This is a genomic window from Pseudomonas sp. LB3P25 (assembly GCF_054897985.1).
On sequence record NZ_CM142711.1, the window covers coordinates 1737086 to 1757798 of the forward strand.

22 protein-coding genes are annotated in these 20713 nt (G+C 59.4%); 14 read left to right on the plus strand and 8 right to left on the minus strand.

Translation table 11 applies throughout. The annotated features are described in order from the left end of the window. Positions 1–15: 15 nt before the first annotated feature. Together ACYZTW_RS07555 and ACYZTW_RS07560 are read left to right on the plus strand one after the other, a co-directional pair. Positions 16–888: a LysR family transcriptional regulator gene (locus ACYZTW_RS07555; RefSeq protein ID WP_462004364.1), complete on the plus strand. Its 873-nt coding sequence runs from the start codon at positions 16–18 to the stop codon at positions 886–888. 159 nt (positions 889–1047) lie between these two features. Further along, entirely contained in the window at positions 1048–2148 is a 1101-nt protein-coding gene (locus ACYZTW_RS07560; protein WP_462005284.1) for an IS110 family RNA-guided transposase, read from the plus strand. A 418-nt stretch (positions 2149–2566) separates the two neighbouring features. Here the strand turns inward: ACYZTW_RS07560 and ACYZTW_RS07565 are convergent, their stop codons facing one another. The 3 genes from ACYZTW_RS07565 to ACYZTW_RS07575 form a co-directional block, all read right to left on the minus strand. Then, positions 2567–3106, minus strand: a complete 540-nt coding sequence (locus ACYZTW_RS07565) for a hypothetical protein (RefSeq protein ID WP_462004365.1) — start codon at positions 3104–3106, stop codon at positions 2567–2569. A 168-nt stretch (positions 3107–3274) separates the two neighbouring features. After that, positions 3275–4699 carry an MFS transporter gene (locus ACYZTW_RS07570; protein WP_462004366.1) on the minus strand — a complete coding sequence of 475 codons (1425 nt, stop codon included), beginning with the start codon at positions 4697–4699 and terminating at the stop codon, positions 3275–3277. Positions 4700–4842: 143 nt separating this feature from the next. Beyond that, positions 4843–5475 (minus strand): glutathione S-transferase family protein, encoded by a 633-nt coding sequence (locus ACYZTW_RS07575; RefSeq protein ID WP_462004367.1) that lies wholly within the window; start codon positions 5473–5475, stop codon positions 4843–4845. 188 nt (positions 5476–5663) lie between these two features. On the opposite strand from ACYZTW_RS07575, the gene ACYZTW_RS07580 reads away from it, so the two are divergent. Next, positions 5664–6764: an IS110 family RNA-guided transposase gene (locus tag ACYZTW_RS07580; protein ID WP_462005284.1), complete on the plus strand. Its 1101-nt coding sequence runs from the start codon at positions 5664–5666 to the stop codon at positions 6762–6764. Between the two features lie 412 nt (positions 6765–7176). Here ACYZTW_RS07580 and gntR read toward each other — a convergent pair whose 3' ends face one another. Then, positions 7177–8208, minus strand: coding sequence for an HTH-type transcriptional regulator GntR (gntR, locus tag ACYZTW_RS07585; RefSeq protein ID WP_462004368.1), 1032 nt, complete (start codon positions 8206–8208; stop codon positions 7177–7179). Between the two features lie 215 nt (positions 8209–8423). On the opposite strand from gntR, the gene ACYZTW_RS07590 reads away from it, so the two are divergent. Beyond that, positions 8424–8957, plus strand: coding sequence for a gluconokinase (locus ACYZTW_RS07590; protein ID WP_462004369.1), 534 nt, complete (start codon positions 8424–8426; stop codon positions 8955–8957). Positions 8958–9039: 82 nt separating this feature from the next. Continuing rightward, positions 9040–10392 (plus strand): GntP family permease, encoded by a 1353-nt coding sequence (locus ACYZTW_RS07595; protein ID WP_462004370.1) that lies wholly within the window; start codon positions 9040–9042, stop codon positions 10390–10392. A 125-nt stretch (positions 10393–10517) separates the two neighbouring features. Here ACYZTW_RS07595 and alaC read toward each other — a convergent pair whose 3' ends face one another. Continuing rightward, positions 10518–11729, minus strand: coding sequence for an alanine transaminase (gene alaC / locus ACYZTW_RS07600; protein WP_462004371.1), 1212 nt, complete (start codon positions 11727–11729; stop codon positions 10518–10520). 139 nt (positions 11730–11868) lie between these two features. Between alaC and ACYZTW_RS07605 the strand changes: the two genes are divergently transcribed. From ACYZTW_RS07605 to ACYZTW_RS07615, 3 genes are all read left to right on the plus strand, one after another. After that, complete coding sequence (locus tag ACYZTW_RS07605) at positions 11869–12531, plus strand: LysE family translocator (protein WP_462004372.1); 663 nt, start codon at positions 11869–11871, stop codon at positions 12529–12531. A gap of 67 nt (positions 12532–12598) precedes the next feature. Further along, on the plus strand, positions 12599–13084 hold the full coding sequence (locus ACYZTW_RS07610; protein WP_462004373.1) for a GyrI-like domain-containing protein: 486 nt from the start codon (positions 12599–12601) through the stop codon (positions 13082–13084). Between the two features lie 314 nt (positions 13085–13398). Further along, entirely contained in the window at positions 13399–13887 is a 489-nt protein-coding gene (locus ACYZTW_RS07615; RefSeq protein ID WP_462004374.1) for a GNAT family N-acetyltransferase, read from the plus strand. A 195-nt stretch (positions 13888–14082) separates the two neighbouring features. On the opposite strand, the gene ACYZTW_RS07620 is transcribed toward ACYZTW_RS07615, so the two are convergent. Further along, entirely contained in the window at positions 14083–14568 is a 486-nt protein-coding gene (locus ACYZTW_RS07620) for a GNAT family N-acetyltransferase (RefSeq protein ID WP_462004375.1), read from the minus strand. Between the two features lie 141 nt (positions 14569–14709). Between ACYZTW_RS07620 and ACYZTW_RS07625 the strand changes: the two genes are divergently transcribed. From ACYZTW_RS07625 to ACYZTW_RS07640, 4 genes are all read left to right on the plus strand, one after another. Further along, positions 14710–15135: a YybH family protein gene (locus ACYZTW_RS07625; RefSeq protein WP_008151160.1), complete on the plus strand. Its 426-nt coding sequence runs from the start codon at positions 14710–14712 to the stop codon at positions 15133–15135. 80 nt (positions 15136–15215) lie between these two features. Continuing rightward, positions 15216–15560, plus strand: a complete 345-nt coding sequence (locus ACYZTW_RS07630) for a YciI family protein (protein WP_462004376.1) — start codon at positions 15216–15218, stop codon at positions 15558–15560. A gap of 27 nt (positions 15561–15587) precedes the next feature. Further along, positions 15588–16079: an SRPBCC family protein gene (locus tag ACYZTW_RS07635; protein ID WP_462004377.1), complete on the plus strand. Its 492-nt coding sequence runs from the start codon at positions 15588–15590 to the stop codon at positions 16077–16079. Then, positions 16079–17320 carry an RNA polymerase sigma factor gene (locus tag ACYZTW_RS07640; protein ID WP_462004378.1) on the plus strand — a complete coding sequence of 414 codons (1242 nt, stop codon included), beginning with the start codon at positions 16079–16081 and terminating at the stop codon, positions 17318–17320. The genes ACYZTW_RS07635 and ACYZTW_RS07640 overlap by 1 nt, the downstream gene beginning before the upstream one ends. Positions 17321–17435: 115 nt before the next feature. Here ACYZTW_RS07640 and ACYZTW_RS07645 read toward each other — a convergent pair whose 3' ends face one another. Continuing rightward, complete coding sequence (locus ACYZTW_RS07645; protein ID WP_462004379.1) at positions 17436–18290, minus strand: LysR family transcriptional regulator; 855 nt, start codon at positions 18288–18290, stop codon at positions 17436–17438. A 90-nt stretch (positions 18291–18380) separates the two neighbouring features. On the opposite strand from ACYZTW_RS07645, the gene ACYZTW_RS07650 reads away from it, so the two are divergent. Continuing rightward, positions 18381–18818 carry a multidrug/biocide efflux PACE transporter gene (locus ACYZTW_RS07650; RefSeq protein WP_462004380.1) on the plus strand — a complete coding sequence of 146 codons (438 nt, stop codon included), beginning with the start codon at positions 18381–18383 and terminating at the stop codon, positions 18816–18818. A gap of 109 nt (positions 18819–18927) precedes the next feature. Here ACYZTW_RS07650 and ACYZTW_RS07655 read toward each other — a convergent pair whose 3' ends face one another. Then, complete coding sequence (locus ACYZTW_RS07655; RefSeq protein WP_462004381.1) at positions 18928–19686, minus strand: SDR family NAD(P)-dependent oxidoreductase; 759 nt, start codon at positions 19684–19686, stop codon at positions 18928–18930. Between the two features lie 121 nt (positions 19687–19807). Here ACYZTW_RS07655 and ACYZTW_RS07660 point away from each other — a divergent pair, with 121 nt between their 5' ends. Further along, positions 19808–20704, plus strand: coding sequence for a LysR substrate-binding domain-containing protein (locus ACYZTW_RS07660; RefSeq protein ID WP_462004382.1), 897 nt, complete (start codon positions 19808–19810; stop codon positions 20702–20704). The last annotated feature ends 9 nt before the right edge of the window (positions 20705–20713 follow it).

A 20713-nucleotide genomic window follows, 5' to 3' on the forward strand; every position in this document is an offset into this window, starting at 1 on the left:
AGGAAAGCTACTGCCATGATGAATCTGATGCATTGGCGAATGGTGGTGGCCGTGGCTGACACGGGCAACATCACCCGGGCTGCCGAGCGGGTCGGCATGACCCAGTCCGGTGCCAGCCAGGCCTTGGCGTTGATTGAAGAAACCCTGGGCGTTCAGCTGTTCAGTCGGGAGAATCGCCAGACCTTGCCGACGGCGATCGGGCTGTCTGTCATCGAACACGCGAGAACCATGCTCGGTGCCCTGGAAAACATCCGCAGCAGCGTCGATGCCACCAAAGACATTCAGCGCGGGACGATTCGCCTGGCCAGTTTCCCCATGGTGCTGGCGACTTTCCTGCCGCCGCTGCTGCGTCAGTTCAATCGGCTTTATCCCGGCATTCAGGTGGTCGCGCTGGAGGTCAGCGACGATGAAGTAGAAACACTGCTCGGCGCCGGACTGGTGGATGTCGGCGTGGTGTTGAACCCGGCGCCTGAGCGCAATGCCGGTCGGTTAGGAACTGATGCCTGGATGGCGGTGGTGCCCGGCGGCCATCCTTTGGCTCGCCGTTCCAATGAAGAAGGCGTCTCCCTGGCGGAGTTGGCGGAGCAACCTTTTGTACTGGCCACGGGCGGTTGTTCGACCAACGCTCGCAGTCTGGCAGCCGATGCCGGGCTGCAACTGCGCGACGTTCGGGTCGAGGTCCGCGAGTGGAGCAGTGCGTTCACCCTGGTGCGGGAAAACATCGGCGTGACGCTGGTGCCGGAGATGACGCTGCCGAGCCAACTTCAGGGGCTGCGCGTGGTGCCGGTCAAACCGCGCATCGATCGCGAATTTGCTTTGGTGGCCGCTGCGAATAAGCAACCTTCGGCTGCGGTGCAGGCGTTGATGGGCATGCTCGTTCAGAAATGACTCATACCGAAGCTTGTCCTCAATACTGGCCAAGCGGTGTCGAGTGCAGTTGAATCAGCCCTCACACAATCGATGTAATTGAATGGACTCGCCCAAGCCGAGGCGTCTGTGCGCCACGGTGGCATTCTTATAGAAGCCAACGACAGCGAGGGCGAGGCCATGAAAAAGCATACGACGATCAACCAGTCTTTGTCAGCCGATGCGGCGGCATGCACCACAGTTGCGGTGGATCTTGCCAAAAGGGTCTTTCAAGTGGCCGGGGAGGATGCCCTCGGTCAGGTGATATTCGAGGATCGAATCAAGTCACGCGAGGCCTTTCAGGTATTTCTTCATAAGCTACCAGTGAGCGTGACGGTGTTGGTGGAAACCGGGCCAGGCGCTCAGGCGTGGGCGCGGTTGCTGCAAACGCAGGGTAATCCAGTGCGCATCCTGCCGGCCCAGTTGGTTGCCAATCATCGCAGCGGCCCGAAAAATGATCGCAACGATGCATTGGCTATCTTGCGCGCAGGCCGCGATTGCAAGATCTCATCTGTACCGCTCAAGAGTGCGGCGGCGCTGGCGATGCAGGCTCTGCACAGGGCCCGGCAGGGATATGTACGGCGACGTACTGCGGTCGGCAATCAGATGCGCGGTTTACTGCTGGAACACGGTGTGGCCATGGCGCAGGGCGAAATAGCTATCAGCCAGCTCGTGCCTCGGGTACTGGAAGATACCACCCAACCGTTGCCCGATTTGCTGCGCGAACTGATCGCCGAACTGCTGGGCGAATGGAGTCAACTGGGCGAACGCGTCAACGTGCTGACTGGTCGGCTGGAAACAGCCGCGAAGGCGGACGAGACGGCGAAGCGGCTGATGACGGTGCGCGGCGTTGGTCCGATCATCGCCACGGCGTTGTTGGCCAAGCAGACCGAGCCTGAACGCTTCGCCAACGCCCGCTTGTTCGCCGCCTACTTCGGGTTGGTGCCCAGCCAGCACAGCAGCGGCGAGAAGGTCCGGTTGGGCAAGATGAGCAAGCATGGCGATGCTTACTTGCGCAGTCTGACGATCCAGGGTGCCCATGCCGTTTTAAGACAGCTACGACCCGATTCACAGCAGCCGGACGACCAACGTCTCCAGCGTTGGATATCCCGCCTGGGTCGCAAGGAGGCGGCGGTGCGCTTGGCCAACCGCAACCTGCGCATCCTCTGGGTGCTATTGCAAAACGACCAGACTTATCGTCGCCAGCCGGGCACTGGCCAGGAGGCTGCGATGAGTCACTGATAACAGAGTTCTGCCACCGGGGCGTTAAGCCGCTCCAACCCATGCTAAGAACATTGACCCCAGGTCAGACCGTCGCGGATTGATGCCTAAGCTGCTACTGGCCCTTGAGGCCTTACTGTAATCGGCATACCGCGAGCTTACCCAATGTTGGCCAGAAGCCGTTGAAGGCTTCCTCGAACAGGCCTCATACATAGATGCAACCGGGTAGCAGTGTTTAAAAGCGGGTTGAACGTGGGGGCGAGTCCATACATAGCAGCTGGCGCAGCCTGCGTTCGGCTCGGGCCGCGATCGGACGCAGCAATCGTAAATCCGGCTCATGCGGTCTACCTGACGAACCGCGGGTTCTGATTTTACGACTGCTTCGCAGCCGAACGCAGGCTGCGCCAGCTGCTACATAGGACGCGTTGCTTCAGCGCCGTTAAAGCGAAGCGAGAAACTTGTCGACCACCTGGCGGCTGCCTTTTTCGCTGCTGCTGTTTTCTTTCTCGGCCTGCGCCAGTTTGATCTTGTCTTGCATGCGCTCGGCAATCTCTTTACCGATCGCCAGTTGTTTTTCCGGCGGCATGGCTTTTACGTCATCTTCCGTCAGCCCCATCTCTTGCAGAATGCTGTCGCGCAACCGCTGCTCCGGCGTTTTGCTCATGTACGCCTTGAAGGCGTCCGTGGCTGTTTCAACATCGGCCGGTAGTTGGGCGGACGAGGCTTGCAGTCCCACACGGGTTTTGGCGAACGCCTCATCGATGTTGTCGCTGATCCTGGTCGCTTCGCTGACCTGCTGCGTGGCGATTTGGGTGGCGGAGTCCTGGACCTGTGCGCTGGCCTGCGCGGTTTGCGCTTGCACATTGTTTTGCAGGGCTTGCGTCATGGCGGCTTGAAGTCCGGCGGCGTCCGTGATCGGTTCGTCGCCGGGCCGCTTGGGGAGGGGCGGCACCAGGTTTTGTTTTGCACTGACCAACATGAGGGGTAGACCTTGTAGGTATTTGCGGTGCAGTGCTTTCAGCAAATAATGTGCCTAGTAAAAAATACTAATAAAATCAATTTGTTATGTTTTTTAAGCTCAGCGGGTAACCGAGGGGTTGCGGTCAAACCTTTGCCGCCAGGCGGCAGAGGTCGACCGCTCGTTGGATCAGCGATGGGCGATGTTTTCCAGTGCCAGGTTGCGGGTTCGCGGGCCGAACCAGCCGATGGTCAGCATCACGATCAACATGCTGCTGACAATGAACGCCAGCACACCCGGCGTGCCGAAGTGTTCGAGGAAAATCCCGATCAGCAAACTGCTGAACACCGTCGACAATCGACTGAACGAATAACAAAACCCCACCGCCCGGGCACGGATGTTGGTCGGGAACAATTCGCTTTGGTATGAGTGATAACTAAAGCTCAGCCAGGCGTTACAGAAGGTGATCATCACCCCGCAGAAAATCAGGCCGAAGGCGCTGGTTTGCCAAGCGAACAACGTGCCGAAGGTCATGGCACCCAAGGCCGAGCCGACAATCTGCCACTTGTTCTCGAAGCGGTTGGCGAACTTCACAAACAGCAACGGCCCGAGCGGGTAGGCGAGGGTGATGATGAAGGCGTACATCAGGCTGTGCGTCACGCTCACGCCCTGGCCGGAGAGCAGCGCCGGCAACCAGTTGCCGAAGCCGAAAAAACCGATGGCCTGGAACACATGGAAGACAATCAGCATCAACGCCCGACGGCGATACGGCGGCTGCCAGATATCAGCGAAACGGCCTGTGCCCTGGACATCCACCGCCGCCAGCTCCGGCTCATCCAGCGGCTTGCCCTGATCTTTCACGCAGCGGGCTTCGATGCTATCAAGAATCTTGCTGGCTTCGTCGAATCGTCCATGCTGGGCCAACCAGCGTGGCGACTCCGGCAACCGCGAACGCAGCCACCAGATGAACAGCGCAAACACCGCGCTCGCCAACACTACCCAACGCCAACCGGACACACCGAACGGCGCTTGCGGTACCAGCCACCACGACATCAGCGCCACTGCCGGCACCGACAGAAACTGCACGAAAAACGCGAAGGCAAATGCCGAACTGCGCATGCGCTTGGGCACCAGTTCCGAGAGGTAGGCGTCGATGGTCACCAATTCGATGCCCAGCCCGATACCCACCAAGAAGCGCATGCAGATGATGCCGATTGCTGAACTCTGAACGCCCATCGCCACTGTTGCGACGGTGTACCAGATCAACGCAAATGTGAAGATCGCGCGTCGGCCGAAGCGGTCGGCCAACGGGCTCAACAGACTCGCGCCAAGGAACAACCCGAGGAAAGTCGCCGAGGCGAAGGCGGCCTGATCGGAGAAGCCGAACACGCCTTGGCTGCCGGTGGCGAAGATGCCGTCGCGAATCAGGCCGGGGCTGATGTAGGCCGTCTGGAACAGGTCATAGAGCTCAAAAAAACCACCGATCGAGAGCAGCGCCACCAACCGCCAAATCGTGGAGACGGCGGGGAGTCGGTCGATGCGGGCGGAAATCTGCGCGGCCCGAACGGGGTCGATTCCGTCAGGTTGAGTAAAGGCGGGGGAGTGGGCAGTCATGGGCTGATCCAATGCTTATCGTTGGAGAAGCTTAGCCTGCTATCGGAAATAAATGATTGTGAATCTCGGCGACTTTGCGTCGAGATTCACTCAGTTATTGCAATGAATGTTTACATTTTAACGATTTGTAGCGAAGGAGCCGCTCAAGGCAGGCCGTTGCAGCCGTGTTTCAGGAATCCCGGGCGTTGTGCCAACCGTTGGAAATACTCGTCGATGGCCGGGTAGTCGGGGCGCTCCATCGGTGTCATCAGCCAGCGGTTGACCGACAACCCGATGACGATGTCCGCCAGTGTGAAGTGTGGCCCGGCGACATATGCTTTGGTGGCCGCGAGTTGATGCTCGAGGATGCCCATTTTCTGATTCCAGCCGCGTACGCCGGCGGCAATGTGATGCGGGTCCTGGAACTCCGGATCTTTGCGTACCAACGCCGTGAACGCATAGCTCCAGGAGGCATTGAGTTCGGTCGCTTGCCAATCCATCCACTGCTCTACCCGAGCGCGCGCCGCCGGATCGTGCGGCAGCAGATCGGTGTTTTGGTGTTTGCCGGCTAGATAGCGGCAGATGGTGTTGGACTCCCACAGCACGCCGGCCTCATCGATGATCACGGGCACCAGGGCGTTGGGGTTGAGCCTGAGAAACTCCGGTGTGTGGGTCGATGCAAAACCGCCGCCCCAGTCTTCACGTTCGTAGGCAACACCCAGTTCCTCACAGGTCCACAGGACCTTTCTGACGTTGATTGACGAGGCTTTACCCAGAATCTTCAGTGCATGTTCCATGGAGCTACTCCGTTAGCAGTTCGAGGCTTCGGGAATTAATAGTGTGCCTGCCAACGGGCGACATCAAGCACCTGTGGCGAGGGGGCAAGCCGTAGCGCGATCTGTAATTGAATGGACTCGCCCAAGCCGAGGCGTCTGTGCGCCACGGTGGCATTCTTATAGAAGCCAACGACAGCGAGGGCGAGGCCATGAAAAAGCATACGACGATCAACCAGTCTTTGTCAGCCGATGCGGCGGCATGCACCACAGTTGCGGTGGATCTTGCCAAAAGGGTCTTTCAAGTGGCCGGGGAGGATGCCCTCGGTCAGGTGATATTCGAGGATCGAATCAAGTCACGCGAGGCCTTTCAGGTATTTCTTCATAAGCTACCAGTGAGCGTGACGGTGTTGGTGGAAACCGGGCCAGGCGCTCAGGCGTGGGCGCGGTTGCTGCAAACGCAGGGTAATCCAGTGCGCATCCTGCCGGCCCAGTTGGTTGCCAATCATCGCAGCGGCCCGAAAAATGATCGCAACGATGCATTGGCTATCTTGCGCGCAGGCCGCGATTGCAAGATCTCATCTGTACCGCTCAAGAGTGCGGCGGCGCTGGCGATGCAGGCTCTGCACAGGGCCCGGCAGGGATATGTACGGCGACGTACTGCGGTCGGCAATCAGATGCGCGGTTTACTGCTGGAACACGGTGTGGCCATGGCGCAGGGCGAAATAGCTATCAGCCAACTCGTGCCTCGGGTACTGGAAGATACCACCCAACCGTTGCCCGATTTGCTGCGCGAACTGATCGCCGAACTGCTGGGCGAATGGAGTCAACTGGGCGAACGCGTCAACGTGCTGACTGGTCGGCTGGAAACAGCCGCGAAGGCGGACGAGACGGCGAAGCGGCTGATGACGGTGCGCGGCGTTGGTCCGATCATCGCCACGGCGTTGTTGGCCAAGCAGACCGAGCCTGAACGCTTCGCCAACGCCCGCTTGTTCGCCGCCTACTTCGGGTTGGTGCCCAGCCAGCACAGCAGCGGCGAGAAGGTCCGGTTGGGCAAGATGAGCAAGCATGGCGATGCTTACTTGCGCAGTCTGACGATCCAGGGTGCCCATGCCGTTTTAAGACAGCTACGACCCGATTCACAGCAGCCGGACGACCAACGTCTCCAGCGTTGGATATCCCGCCTGGGTCGCAAGGAGGCGGCGGTGCGCTTGGCCAACCGCAACCTGCGCATCCTCTGGGTGCTATTGCAAAACGACCAGACTTATCGTCGCCAGCCGGGCACTGGCCAGGAGGCTGCGATGAGTCACTGATAACAGAGTTCTGCCACCGGGGCGTTAAGCCGCTCCAACCCATGCTAAGAACATTGACCCCAGGTCAGACCGTCGCGGATTGATGCCTAAGCTGCTACTGGCCCTTGAGGCCTTACTGTAATCGGCATACCGCGAGCTTACCCAATGTTGGCCAGAAGCCGTTGAAGGCTTCCTCGAACAGGCCTCATACATAGATGCAACCGGGTAGCAGTGTTTAAAAGCGGGTTGAACGTGGGGGCGAGTCCATACATAGCAGCTGGCGAAGCCTGCGTTCGGCTGCGCAGCAGACGTCAATTCAACCGGCACGGTGCTTCAGGAAGACCGCACTCTCAGGTTTTACGACTGCTTCGCAGCCGAACGCAGGCTTCGCCAGCGGCTACATAGAGCGTGTTTCGCGATCCCGCTCGCCACGTCAGGTACTCTCGCGCACCTTCAACTCAAACCCCATGTCCTGCACCGGTTTGGCAACCGTGTTGCCAGCCATCAACGTCAACATCTGCTCCGCTGCGCGCCGGCCGATGGCTTCTCGCGGGGTGCTGATGCTGCTCAGGCGCGGCACCATGTGCGCCGAGGCCGGCAGGTCGTTGAAGCCGAGGATCGCCACTTGTTCGGGGATCTTGATCCCGCAGCGCATGGCTTCGAGCAGTGCGCCCTGGGCCAGGTCGTCGTTACCGAAGAAGATCGCGTCGACATCGGGATAAGTGGCGATCAGTTGCAGGAACAGTTCGCCGCCGAGGCCGACGGAGGAGGCGCGCGGGGTCAGCACTTCCAGGTCAGGGTCATACAAACCGGCCTTTTGCAGGGCTTTACGGAAGCCTTCGCCGCGCAGCAACGTGCGTTGATCCAGTTGCGCGCCGATGTAGGCCAGGCGTTTACGACCGCGTGACAGCAAATGTTCGGCCGCTGTCTCGCCGGCAGCAAGTTGCGAAAAACCCACGCAATTGAGCCCGGCGGCGCTGTCCAGTTCCATCATGTACACACACGGAATGTTGCTCGCCTCGATCATCCGGCGCGAACTTTCGGTGCGGTCGAAACCGGTCAGCAGCAAACCGCGAGGCTGATACGCCATGTAATTGCGCAGCAGGTTTTCTTCTTCATCACGTGAGTAGTGGAAGTTCCCGATCAGCACCTCAAAGCCTTTGGGGCGCAAAACCTGATGAATGGCTTCCAGTGTGTCGATGAACAATAAGTTGGACAGCGATGGCACCAATACCACCACCGAATGGCTCTGGGCCGAGGCTAACGCGCGGGCGGCAGGGTTGACCACGTAGTTGAGGTCGAGGGCGGCTTTCTGGACTTTTTCCACCAGTTCGGTGGCCACCGTGCTGACCCCGCGCAGGGCGCGAGAGGCGGTGATCGGGCTGACACCGGCCAAGCGTGCGACTTCGTTCAAAGTGGGGCGGCCAGTGGTGCGCGTATTTTTATCGTTTTTAGGGGAGATCATCGGACGGCTTGCCAAACAAAATTCGAGGCACTAAGGTAGCGCTGTCTCGACGCAGCTGCAAATGCGTGAGCGGGGTTTGCCTGATCCCCGTTTTTTGGCGTCGAGAACGAACATGCTGCAACCCACAAAAATGACAAAAAGGCGTCGGCAACTTCTGCTTTTGTTCTAGTGTCATAACTGGCAAAGGTAGCGCTGTCTGCGTGCTGAGGTGTTACATGAATCATCCCATCACCGCCCTGGTCATCATGGGCGTTGCCGGTTGCGGCAAGACTTGCGTCAGCGAGGCCTTGTGCCAACTCAGCGGCGCGACCGCCATTGAAGGCGACACTTTCCACCCTGCCGCCAATATCGAAAAGATGAGCGCGGGTATCCCCCTGAACGACGACGACCGTGCCGGCTGGCTCGACAGCCTGTGCGATGAATTGCGCCGCGTTGACGCCAAGGGCGAACGCCCGGTGCTGACCTGCTCAGCCCTCAAACACATTTACCGTGAACGTCTGCGCAGCGCCTTGCCTGGCCTGGGCTTTGTGTTCCTTGAACTGACCCCTGAAGTCGCCGCTGATCGTGTCTCCCATCGGCCGGGCCACTTCATGCCATCGACCTTGATCGACAGCCAGTTCGCCACCCTCGAATCCCCCGTTGGCGAGCCCCTGACCCTGGCTCTGGACGCGTCCAACCACAGCGTCGACCAATTGGCGAAGCAAGCTCATGACTGGTGGCAGGCTCATGGCCTGAAACACGCCGTATGAGTTTTGCCCGAAGAGATAGCGCTGTCCTGATGGCTTGCGAATTACCCGCTTTAATAACAACAACAACCAGGAGACACCCCTAATGTTTGGCATGTCCCACGAGACGTTCCTGCTGCTAGACGCAGTGGTCACGGTGATCGGGCTTATCGTCCTGATTACCAAGTTCAAGCTTCACCCGTTCATTGCCCTGATCATCGCCGCTGCCTTTCTCGGGCTGACCTCCGGCATGCCGATCGGCACCATCATCAAGGCGTTCCAGGACGGCTTCGGTGGGGTACTCGGTTTCGTCGGGATCATCCTTGCGCTGGGCACCATGCTCGGCAAAATGATGGCCGAGTCGGGCGGGGCGGATCAGATCGCCCAAACCCTGATCCGAGCCTTCGGCAAGGACAAGGTGCAGTGGGCGATGATGTTCGCCGCGTTCCTGGTTGGCATTCCGCTGTTCTTCGAAATCGGCTTCGTGCTGCTGATTCCGCTGGTGTTCATCGTCGCCCGGCGTACCGGCGTGTCGATCATCAAGATCGGTATCCCGCTGCTGGCCGGCCTGTCCGCCGTGCACGGTCTGGTGCCACCGCACCCGGGTCCGTTGCTGGCCATCGGCGTGTTCGGTGCCGACATCGGTAAAACCATTCTCTACGGCCTGATCGTTGCGCTGCCGACGGCTATCATCGCCGGCCCGATCTACGGTACGTTCATTGCCAAGTACATTCCGGGTCATCCTAACCAGGAACTGGTCGATCAACTGGCTCGCGAGCCAGAGGCAGCTGAGCTGCCGAGCTTCAGCATCACCCTGATCACCGTGTTGCTGCCGGTGTTCCTGATGTTGCTCAAGACCTTTGCTGACGTGGTCCTGCCGGACGGCAATTTCTTCCGCACCTTCATGGACCTGATCGGTCACCCGATCTCGGCGCTGCTGCTGGCGTTGCTGCTGTCGCTGTACACCTTCGGCCATCGTCAGGGCATGGGCTCCAGCAAAATTCTCAAGTTGCTCGACGCGAGCCTTGCGCCGACCGCCGCGATCATTCTGATCATCGGTGCCGGTGGTGGCTTCAAGCAGATGCTGGTAACCAGCGGCGTGGGTGACGTGATCGGCCACATGGCGGTGAACGCACAAATCTCGCCGATCCTGCTGGCCTGGCTGGTGGCGGCGGTGATCCGTATTGCCACCGGTTCGGCAACCGTGGCGACCATTACCGGCGCCGGCATTGTGGTGCCGGTGGTGGGGATGATTCCGGGTGTGAACCGTGAGCTGCTGGTACTGGCGACCGGTGCCGGTTCGTTGATCCTGTCTCACGTCAACGATGCGGGATTCTGGCTGGTGAAGCAGTACTTCAACATGACCGTGGCGGAAACCTTCAAGACCTGGACCGCGATGGAAACCATCCTGTCCGTGGTGGGCCTGGGCTTCATCCTGCTGTTGTCGCTGTTCGTCTAAGTACACCGCAAAACCAAATGTGGGAGCGAGCCTGCTCGCGAATGCGGTGTGTCAATCAACATCAACGTTGACTGACACGCCCCCTTCGCGAGCAGGCTCGCTCCCACAGTGTTATGTGCAGGGCGTCAAGATTTGCTGATTAGCCCATCCGCCCGGAACATCCCGCGAATTCCGCGTATGGCCTGACGAATTCGGTCCTGGTTTTCGATCAGCGCGAAGCGCACGTGATCATCCCCATACTCACCAAACCCCACGCCCGGCGAGACGCAAACCTTGGCCTCGGCCAGCAGTTTTTTGGCGAACTCCAGCGAGCCCAAATGCGCGTAAGCCTCGGGAATCTTCGCCCACACATACATCGACGCTTTTGGGTTTTCGACCATCCAGCCCAGCTCATGCAGGCCTTTAACCAGCACGTTACGGCGCTGGCGATACTGCTCGGCGATGTCTTTGACGCACTGCTGATCGCCTTCCAGCGCCGCAATGGCCGCGACTTGCAGCGGGGTAAACGTGCCGTAGTCGTGGTAGCTCTTGATCCGCGCCAGGGCGTTGACCAGTTCGGCATTGCCGACCATGAAACCGATGCGCCAGCCCGCCATGTTGTAGCTCTTGGACAGGGTGAAAAACTCCACCGCGATGTCCTTGGCGCCCGGCACCTGCATGATCGACGGAGCTTTCCAGCCGTCGTAGACGATGTCGGCGTAAGCCAGATCGTGCACCACCAAAACGTCGTACTGTTTGGCGAGGGCGATCACCCGCTCGAAGAAATCCAGTTCCACGCACTGGGCAGTGGGGTTGGACGGGAAGCCGAGGATCATCATTTTCGGTTTCGGAATCGAGCCACGAATGGCGCTTTCCAGTTCGGCGAAGAAGTCCACGCCCGGAATCAACGGCACCGAACGCACCTGAGCGCCGGCAATCACCGCGCCGTAGATGTGAATCGGGTAGCTCGGGTTGGGCACCAGAACGGTGTCGCCCTGGTCGAGGGTGGCCAGCATCAAATGCGCCAGGCCTTCCTTGGAGCCGATGGTGACAATGGCTTCGTTTTCGGGGTCGATATCGACTTCGTAGCGATCCTTGTACCAATTGGAAATCGCCCGGCGCAGACGCGGAATGCCCTTGGATGTCGAGTAGCCGTGAGTGTCTTCGCGCTGGGCGACGGTGACGAGCTTTTCGACAATGTGCGGCGGAGTCGGGCCGTCGGGGTTGCCCATGCTGAAGTCGATAATGTCTTCGCCACGACGACGGGCGGCCATCTTCAGCTCGGCAGTGATGTTGAATACGTAAGGGGGGAGTCGATCTATGCGCGCAAAGCGGCGCGGCGAACCTGGGTTAGCCATTGTTGCCTCGGATAACGTGAGCGCCCGGAACCGTCCGAGCGACGCTGGTCACTGCGGTGACCTGTGGCGGAATGTAAGGGTTGATGTGGCAAACTGTCCAGCGACTATGTAAACAAATTTGTCCGAAGGAAATCGGTTGATGGAATTTACCAGTGGCTTCTTGCTGAGCCTTTCGCTGTGCCTGGACATCGGCGTGGCCAACATCGCGATGATCACGTTGGCGATGCACCGTGGCTATTTTCAAGGCTTTGCGCTGGGGTTGGGGACGTGTGTCGGCGACTTGGTCTACGCCGTGCTGGCCTTGGCCGGGATGACCGTTTTGCTGCAATACGAAAGCGTGCGCTGGGTGCTGTGGATCGGCGGTTCGGCGCTGTTGTTGTACTTCGCGGCGAAGATGATCTATTCGGCGATTCACCATGAGGCGGTACTGGCGCAGGCCGAAGACGTGGGTCAGAACTCCCATCGACGGGAGTTTTTCCGCGGGATCTTCCTCGCCATGTCGTCACCCAGCGCCATTCTCTGGTTCGCTGCAGTGGGCGGCACATTGATCGCTCGTTCCGGCGGCGGTGGCGCCCTCAGTTCGGCGTTGTTTCTTGGCGGATTTCTGTGCGCCGGGGTGTTCTGGTGCGTCGCGTTGTGCTTCGCCGCGAGTCACGGCGGCAAGTTGCTGGGTGACAAACTGCTGCGTTACTCCTACATGGCATCGGCGGCGATCTTCTGCTATTTCGCGGTCTACGTGATCCTATCGGGTTATAACGAGTTCGTCGGCGCAGGTGCCGTCGAGCAGTTGCACGCACTGTAACTGGGCGAATCGGGTTTGGGTTCTATACTCCCAGCCGAACCCACTTTTTTGTTCCAGGAGTTGAGTCATGGATGAGCAAACAGGCGTCGAAACGGCCAAGCCACGCTTCGAGCACGGGCACTTCCTGCTCATTGCAGGGCTTGGCGGACGATTTACCCAGGAAACCTCCAAGAAAATCCCCGAACTCTGGGAGAAATTCATTCCCGAGATTGGCAAAATTCCCGGTCAAAAAAACGAAGTGACCTACGGCATCTGCTGCAATCCGGATGGCAAGGGCGGCTTCGAATACATTGCCGGCGTTGAAATCAGCAAGCTCGACGACCTGCCCGAGAAATACCGTTGGGTCGAGGTCCAGCCTCAGCACTACGCGGTGTTCGAGCACAAAGGCTCTCTCGATCAGTTGCCCCAGACCTTCCAATACATCTGGAAAACCTGGCTGCCGCAGTCCGGTTATCAGGCGGCGGACGCGCCGGAATTCGAACGCTACAGCGAAGACTTCAACCCGAAGCTCAACACCGGCGTGCTGGAAATCTGGCTGCCGCTCAAGCCTTGATTCCAGCGGGAGGCGGACCCGTCGTCCGCCTCCATCTCGTTACTTGCCTTGCTTCATCCGTCGCGCCCGCAACAGGTCAATCGTCAACGTGATGAAGCCAAACGTGCTGATGCCCAACAGCATAAGAAGTCCGATCTGAACGCTGCTCATGGTGAGTTCCCCCTATTGATGGCCAGAGACAGGACACATCAATAATCCGGACCGACGAGCAATGACAGCGCCTATACGCAGGCTTTACGGCGACTGTGGTGATCGATATGAACACCTTATTAATTTATGATCCCCAGCCTTCCCCTCGCTGATTTCGAGCTGCCATGAACACCGTCATCCGCCACGTCACACCTGCTGATCTGGACCGCTGCTACGCTATCGAAACCGTTGCCTACGAAGGCGACGAAGCCGCGACCCGCGAGAAAATCGCCACGCGCATTGCCACTTGGCCCGAAGGTTTCATCGTGGCTGAAGTCGACGGCGTTGTAGCCGGTTTCATCAATTCCGGTGCGGCGTTTCAGGTGGAAATGTCGGACGAGGCGTTCAAGGAACTGATCGGCCACGACCCGGCCGGCCCGCACGTGGTCATCATGTCGGTGGTGGTGCACCCGGATTATCAGGGGCTGGGCCTGGCGAAACAGTTGATGGGCGAATTCATCGAGCGGATGCGCGCGTTGGGCAAGGCCAGCATCCATCTGATGTGCAAGGAGCGACACATTCCGCTGTATGCCGGCTTTGGGTTTGCCTACATCAAGCCTTCAGCGTCTGACCATGGCGGGATGGCGTGGCATGAGATGGTGTTGGAGTTGTAACAAATCTACCGAACACCGAAGATCCAATGTGGGAGCGAGCCTGCTCGCGAAAGCGGTGTGTCAGTCACGAATGATGTCGTCTGCCGCACCGCTTTCGCGAGCAGGCTCGCTCCCACATTGGTTCAGGCGTTGTGTCAGTAGAGGCTGTCTTGGGCATCGAACTGCCGCTCTTCGAGGCTGTTGAGCATCACCACCTCAAAAAATCAGACCCATGCGTCGTTCGTAACCGATCCGGCCCCTGTAGGCTTCGCCGCTGTCGACCCAGCCGAATTTTGCGTAAAGCGCGATGGCCGATTCGTTATCCGCATCCACTGACAACTCCAGCCCCTTTATTTCCGGAAACGCCTGACGCGCGACGTCCGGCAGGGCTTGCAGACAGGCCTTGCCATAGCCTTTGCCCTGAGCCCGATGATCGACTTGCAGCGCATGCAGGGTGGCGCTGTGTTCATCGGCCCAGGCCGGCAACACGGGCGGGCGCTTGAGCAGCAGAAAGGCCACGGGAACATCCTCGACCAGTAGCGCAAATCCTTTGACGCCGGGGCCGGGTTTGGACAGCAAGGTGTGCAACGCACCGTGGATGTCGCCGGAGAACTTGATTTGTTCTTTGTGAACTTCAATGGCCTCGACTTGCTGACGCTGGAGCGCGTTCAGGCTGTCGTAAGGCACGAGTCGGGCTGTCACTGGAGTGTCCTTTTTCCACCATAAATGTGTTTCGAATTCTAACGAGTTTGTGTTCCTGGATTATTTTTATTTCGGCTGTCGATTTGGCTTTTCGCCAGACGACTAAGGGTGTCTTCACCACAAAAAACACGGAGAACCACCATGAACGCTACCCACGAAATCCAGACCCTGATCGACACCTATCGTCAGGCGGTCATCGCCAAGGATGTCGAGAAACTCATGCCCCTGTATGCCGAGGACATCGTCTCCTACGACGCGGTCAAAGCCCTGCAATTTCGGGGCAAGGCGGCCTACCGCGCGCATTGGCAGGAATGCATGGAAATGTGCCAGGGCGCGCACAAGTTTGATTTCGACCATATGAACATCGTGGCAGACGAGCACATCGCCTTCGCCCATTGGCTGGCCCATTGCGGCGGCACTAACGAGAAGGGCGAAACCCAGGCCTGCTGGATGCGCGTGACCGCCTGCTATCGGCGCGACGATGGGCAATGGCGCATTGTCCATGAACACTGGTCGGCCCCGTTCGACATGATGAGCGGCACGGTGCTGTTCAACCTGGAACCCTGAGCGTCGTGCTGATTCGTCGGGAATGTCGCGAAAGCGCCAATCTGCAGCCATAGTTCATCAGTTCGATTCAGGAGAGCCCCATGAAGTATTTATGCCTGGTCTACAGCAACGAGCGCGAGTTGCACTCGCTGCCCGAAAGCCCGAATGACGCTGAATGCATGGCCTATGCCGAGTCGATCCAGGGCAGCGGCCGGATGGTCGCCGCCGAGGCGCTGGAGTCGGTGCAAACCGCCACCACCGTACGCATGCGCAACGGGAAAATGTCGATCACCGACGGCCCGTTTGCCGAAACCAAGGAGCAGTTGGCCGGCTTCTACCTGATCGATGCCAAAGACCTCAATGAAGCCCTCCAGGTCGCCGGCAACATTCCGGCGGCCCGGGTCGGTTGTGTCGAGGTGCGTCCCGTTCGCCAGTTGAATCCCTGAATAACCCTCACAAAACAGGAGTCCTGCATGAGCCCGCAACCCTATAAAAAACAGCCTGCCGAGTTCGAGTTATCGATCAGCCGTCTGATCGACGCGCCACGCCAAAAAATCTTCCGCGCCTGGACCGAGCCGGCCTTGCTCGTCCAGTGGTGGGGTCCTCATGGCATGACCACGCCGGAGTGCGAAATGGACCTGTGGGTCGGCGGCCAGTTTCGCACCCTGATGCGCGCACCGGACGGCACCGAGTACCCGACCATGGGGGTGTTTCTGGACATCGTTGCCCCTGAACGGCTGGTCTTCACGGACGCTTTCATCCCCGGCTGGATTCCTTCGGGCAAGCCGTTCATGTCGGCCGAAGTGACGCTCGAAGATCGCGGCGGCAAAACCCTCTACACCGCCCGCGCCATGCACTGGAGCTTCGAGGATCGCCAGGCCCACGAGGCCATGGGGTTTCATGACGGTTGGGGACAAAGCCTCGATCGACTGGTGACGTTGGTGACCGAAGGCATGCCGGACTGATGTCCGGCGAGTCGGTACGGGCGCGGGTCGAACAGGTTTACCGCGAAGACTCACGGCGGATCCTGGCGACCCTGATCCGTTTGCTCGGCGATTTCGACCTCGCCGAAGAAGCCTTGCACGAGGCGTTTTTCGTCGCGGTCGAGCGCTGGCAGCGTGACGGCGTGCCGGACAATCCGCGTACCTGGCTCGTGTCCACCGGGCGCTTCAAGGCCATCGATGTGTTGCGTCGGCGCGCACGCTTCATCGCGTCGCAACCGATGTTGATCGCTCAACTGGAGGCGCTGGAGCAGGCCGACTGGAGTGACGAAGACGTGGAAGACGATCGCCTGCGCCTGATCTTCACCTGTTGCCACCCGGCACTTGCGGCGAACGCCCAAGTACCGTTGACGCTGCGGGAAGTCTGCGACCTGACCACGGAAGAAATCGCCCGGGCCTTTCTGTCGGCGCCAGCGACCATCGCCCAGCGCATCGTGCGTGCCAAGGCCAAAATCCGCGACGCGAAAATCCCTTATCAAGTGCCGACGTTGGCGGAATTGCCCGAGCGCCTGGACAGCGTGCTGCGGGTGATTTACCTGGTGTTCAACGAGGGCTATTCCGCGTCCATGGGGGCGGAACTGACCCGTGAGGATCTGACCCGCGAAGCGATTCGGCTCGGTCGTTTGTTGATGGAACTGCTGCCCGAACCCGAGGTGATGGGGCTGCTGGCGCTGATGCTGCTGCATGAGTCCCGACGCCCGGCCCGGACGTCAGCGAGCGGGGAGTTGATCGTGCTGGATGAGCAGGATCGTTCATTGTGGGACGCCGAGATGATTGCTGAAGGTTGCGCACTGGTGGAGCGCGCACTGACAACCCGGCACTTCGGGCCGTATTGCCTGCAAGCGGCGATTGCGGCGGTGCATGCCGAAGCGCCCACGGCGGCGGAAACGGACTGGCTGGAGATTGTGGGTCTGTATGACGTGCTGTTGGCGTTGGTGCCTTCGCCGGTGATCGAATTGAACCGTGCGGCGGCGATCTCCAAACGGGATGGGCCGTTGGCGGGGCTGGTGTTGGTTGAAGGGATTCTGGCGCGGGGGGAATTGCTGGATTACCACTTGGCACACTCGGCGCGGGCGGAGTTTTGTCGGCAGTTGGGACGGATTGAGGAGGCGCGGGGGGCGTATGAGCGGGCGTTGGAGTTGACGCAGCAAGTGCCGGAGCGGCGGTTTATCGAGGCTCGGATCAAGGCGTTAAAAGTGATGTGATTTCTCGGGCCTATTCGCGAGCAGGCTCGCTCCCACAGGGATTGGTGGTGTACACAAATTTTGTGACCACCACGATCCACTGTGGGAGCGAGCCTGCTCGCGAATGGTGGCACCGCTATTCCAACATCTTGCCTAACAACCAACTCCCCGCCGGCCCCGGCGGATGCAGCCGCGACCACAGTGCATCGACGAACACCGGTTTCGGCCAGCCGCGCACGTCCAGTTCCTGCAACGTCCCTGGCCCAAACCGCTCCACCAGCCACCGGGGCAACGGCGCCCAGCCGAATCCGCCCTGGGCCATTTCCAGCAGCATCAGATAACTCGGCGCCGACCAGACGCGCCCCTTTGCACGGCTTTCATACGGATTGACGATCGTCGCCAGACGCAGCTCCCGGTGTTGTTGCAACACGTCCTGATCGATGTGGCTCAGCGCCGCCAACGCATGCTCGCGGGACACGAACAGGGCAATCTCGGTCCGTTCTTCCACGGTCGAACTGACCAGGTCCGGCGGGTAACTGTCTTGTTTTTCGGCGAAGGCCACATGCGCTCGACCGCGTTGAACCAGCGCCACCAAGTCATCGCATTCGGCGATCAGGCATTCAAGTTCCAGGTCTGGATAGCGCTGCTCGAAAGCACTGAGCGCCGCTTCGAAACGGTCGGATTGATAGGTGTCGGAAATCGCCACGGTCAGTTTTGGCTCAACCCCTTGGGACAATTGGCTGGCGGTCATTTCCAGTCGGCTGGTGGCGGCCAGAATTTCTTCGGCCCGCTGCAGCATCACATGCCCGGCCGGGGTCAGGCTCGGCTTGCGGCTGCTGCGGTCGAAGAGTGTCAGGTTCAAGTCGATTTCAAGACTGGCCACGGCGGCGCTGATGGTCGACTGACTGCGGCTCAGTTTGCGCGCCGCGGCGGAAAACGAGCCTTGAGTCGCTGCCTGAACGAAGGCCTGCAACACTTCTTGAGAGGCCATGAACTATCGCCTTGATCGATGGTTATTGGTTATGAAGTATCGGTGTGAAGAAGGATCATGGCAACCACAGTCACTCAGAGGAGTCTGGCAATGAGCGCCAACAAATCCATCACTGAACGTATTTTTCAGGCCATCGGTTTCGAATTGCTGGCCATCCTGATCTGTACGCCGCTGCTGGCGTGGATCATGGACAAACCGATGCTCGAGATGGGCGTTGTCACCCTTGTTATCGCCGCCCTTGCTCTGGCCTGGAACGTGGTCTTCAACGGCCTGTTCGACCGCGTGCTCAAACACTACGACATCGTGCACAACGCGTGGGTACGCGTTGTGCATGCGCTGTTGTTCGAAGGCGGTCTGGTTGCGGTCGGTGTGCCACTGATTGCCTGGTGGCTGAACATCGGCCTGTGGCAAGCCTTCCTGCTGGACATCGGTGTGTTGCTGTTTTTCCTGCCGTACACCTACGTTTACCACTGGGTGTATGACGTGGTGCGCGAGCGGGTGGTAATGCGCCAGGCTGTCTCGGGATAAAAGCCAAAGATCGCAGCCTCGTTTCACTCGACAGCTCCTACAGGGATCGCATTCCAATGTAGGAGCTGTCGAGTGAAACGAGGCTGCGATCTTTTGATCTTGATGGCGTTTACAAAAACATCCCGCCCGACGCCTCTACGCGTTGGCCGTTGATCCACTGACTGCCCGGTGCCAAAAGCAATGCAATCGCAGCACCAATGTCATCCGGCTGACCGACGCGACCCAACGCGGTATTACCGGCGACATAGCTGTTCACGTCGCTGTTATCACGCACTGTGCCGCCGCCGAAATCGGTTTCGATCGCGCCAGGCGCCAGGGTGTTCACGCAAATACCGCGCGCACCGAGTTCCTTGGCTTGATAGCGCGTCAGCACTTCCATCGCACCTTTCATCGCCGCGTAAGCACCGTAGCCCGGCAAGCTGAAGCGGGTCAGACCGCTGGAAACGTTGAGGATGCGGCCACCGTCAGCCATCAGCGGCAGCAGGTTCTGGGTGAGAAAGAACGGCCCCTTCAGATGGATGTTCATCAGTAAATCGAACTGGGCGACGGTGGTGTCTACGAAGTTTGCATTCAGGCCGATGCCGGCGTTGTTGATCAAAAAGTCGAAGTGCTCGCAATCGAAACGGCTGCGCAAGACGTCGGCGACCTGGGTGGCGAAGTCGGCGAAGCGTTCACTCTGACCAACGTCGAGTTGCAGCATGGCAGCGCGACCGCCGAGGTTTTCGATTTGCGCGACCAGTGCCTGCGCTTCATCGGCCTTGCTGTTGTAAGTGCCAATGACGTCGATGCCTTGGGCTGCCAACTGCAGGGCTGCGTTTTTGCCAAGGCCGCGGCTGACGCCAGTGATCAGTGCGATTTTATGGTTCATGGGACTTCCTCAAGGAGCAGTGGGTGATGACGTGGAGGAAGTTTATTTATCCGTCCTGAAGTGATAAACAGGCTTGAATCGGAATCACTGGTCGGTTAATCCGAACAATAAAGGTCGACCCATGAACAAGCTGGAACTGCTGCGCACCTTCGTTCGCGTCACCGAGATGTCGAGTTTTACCCTCGCGGGTGAAAGCCTGGCTTTGCCCAGGTCCACCGTGTCCGAGCACGTCCAGGCCCTCGAAATGCTGGTCGGCACGCGGTTACTGCAACGCACCACGCGCAAGGTTCAGGCGACTCAGGACGGCCTGGTGTTGTACGAGCGCAGCAAGGATTTGCTGTCGCACATGGACGAAATCGAAGGGCTGTTTCGCCAGGACGAGGCGTCACTCGTTGGGCGGATTCGCATCGACATGCCGAACATTCTGGCCCGTCGGGTGGTGATGCCACGTCTGCCCGAGTTCATGGCTCAGCACCCCCATCTCGAGCTGGAAATCAGCAGCACCGACCGCCGGGTCGATTTGCTCAGCGAAGGGTTTGATTGCGTGGTGCGAGTCGGCGCGCAGCCGGATCAATCGGTGGTTGCTCGCCACGTGTGCGATTTTGCGATGGTCAACTGTGCCAGCCCCGCCTATCTGCAGCGTTACGGCGTGCCTGAACGGCTTGAAGATCTGGCGCAGCATCGGCTGGTCCATTACGTCGGCGTACTGGGTTCACGGTCGGAGGGTTTTTTGTACGAGCAAGAGGGCACGTTGCATCGAGTACCGATGGCGGGCAGCGTCACGGTCAACAGCACCGATTGTTACGAGTCGGCGTGTCTGGGCGGTTTTGGTTTGATCCAGGCGCCGTTGATGGGCATGCAGCCCCACCTGCTCAGTGGCGAGCTGGTGGCGGTATTACCGCAGCTCAGTGCGCCGTCGATGGAGGTCTCTCTTCTCTACGCCCGGCAACGGCATTTGCCGTTGCGGGTGAGAGCGTTCATGGACTGGCTGGCAAACCTCATCCAATCCACAACATGAAAAACAACA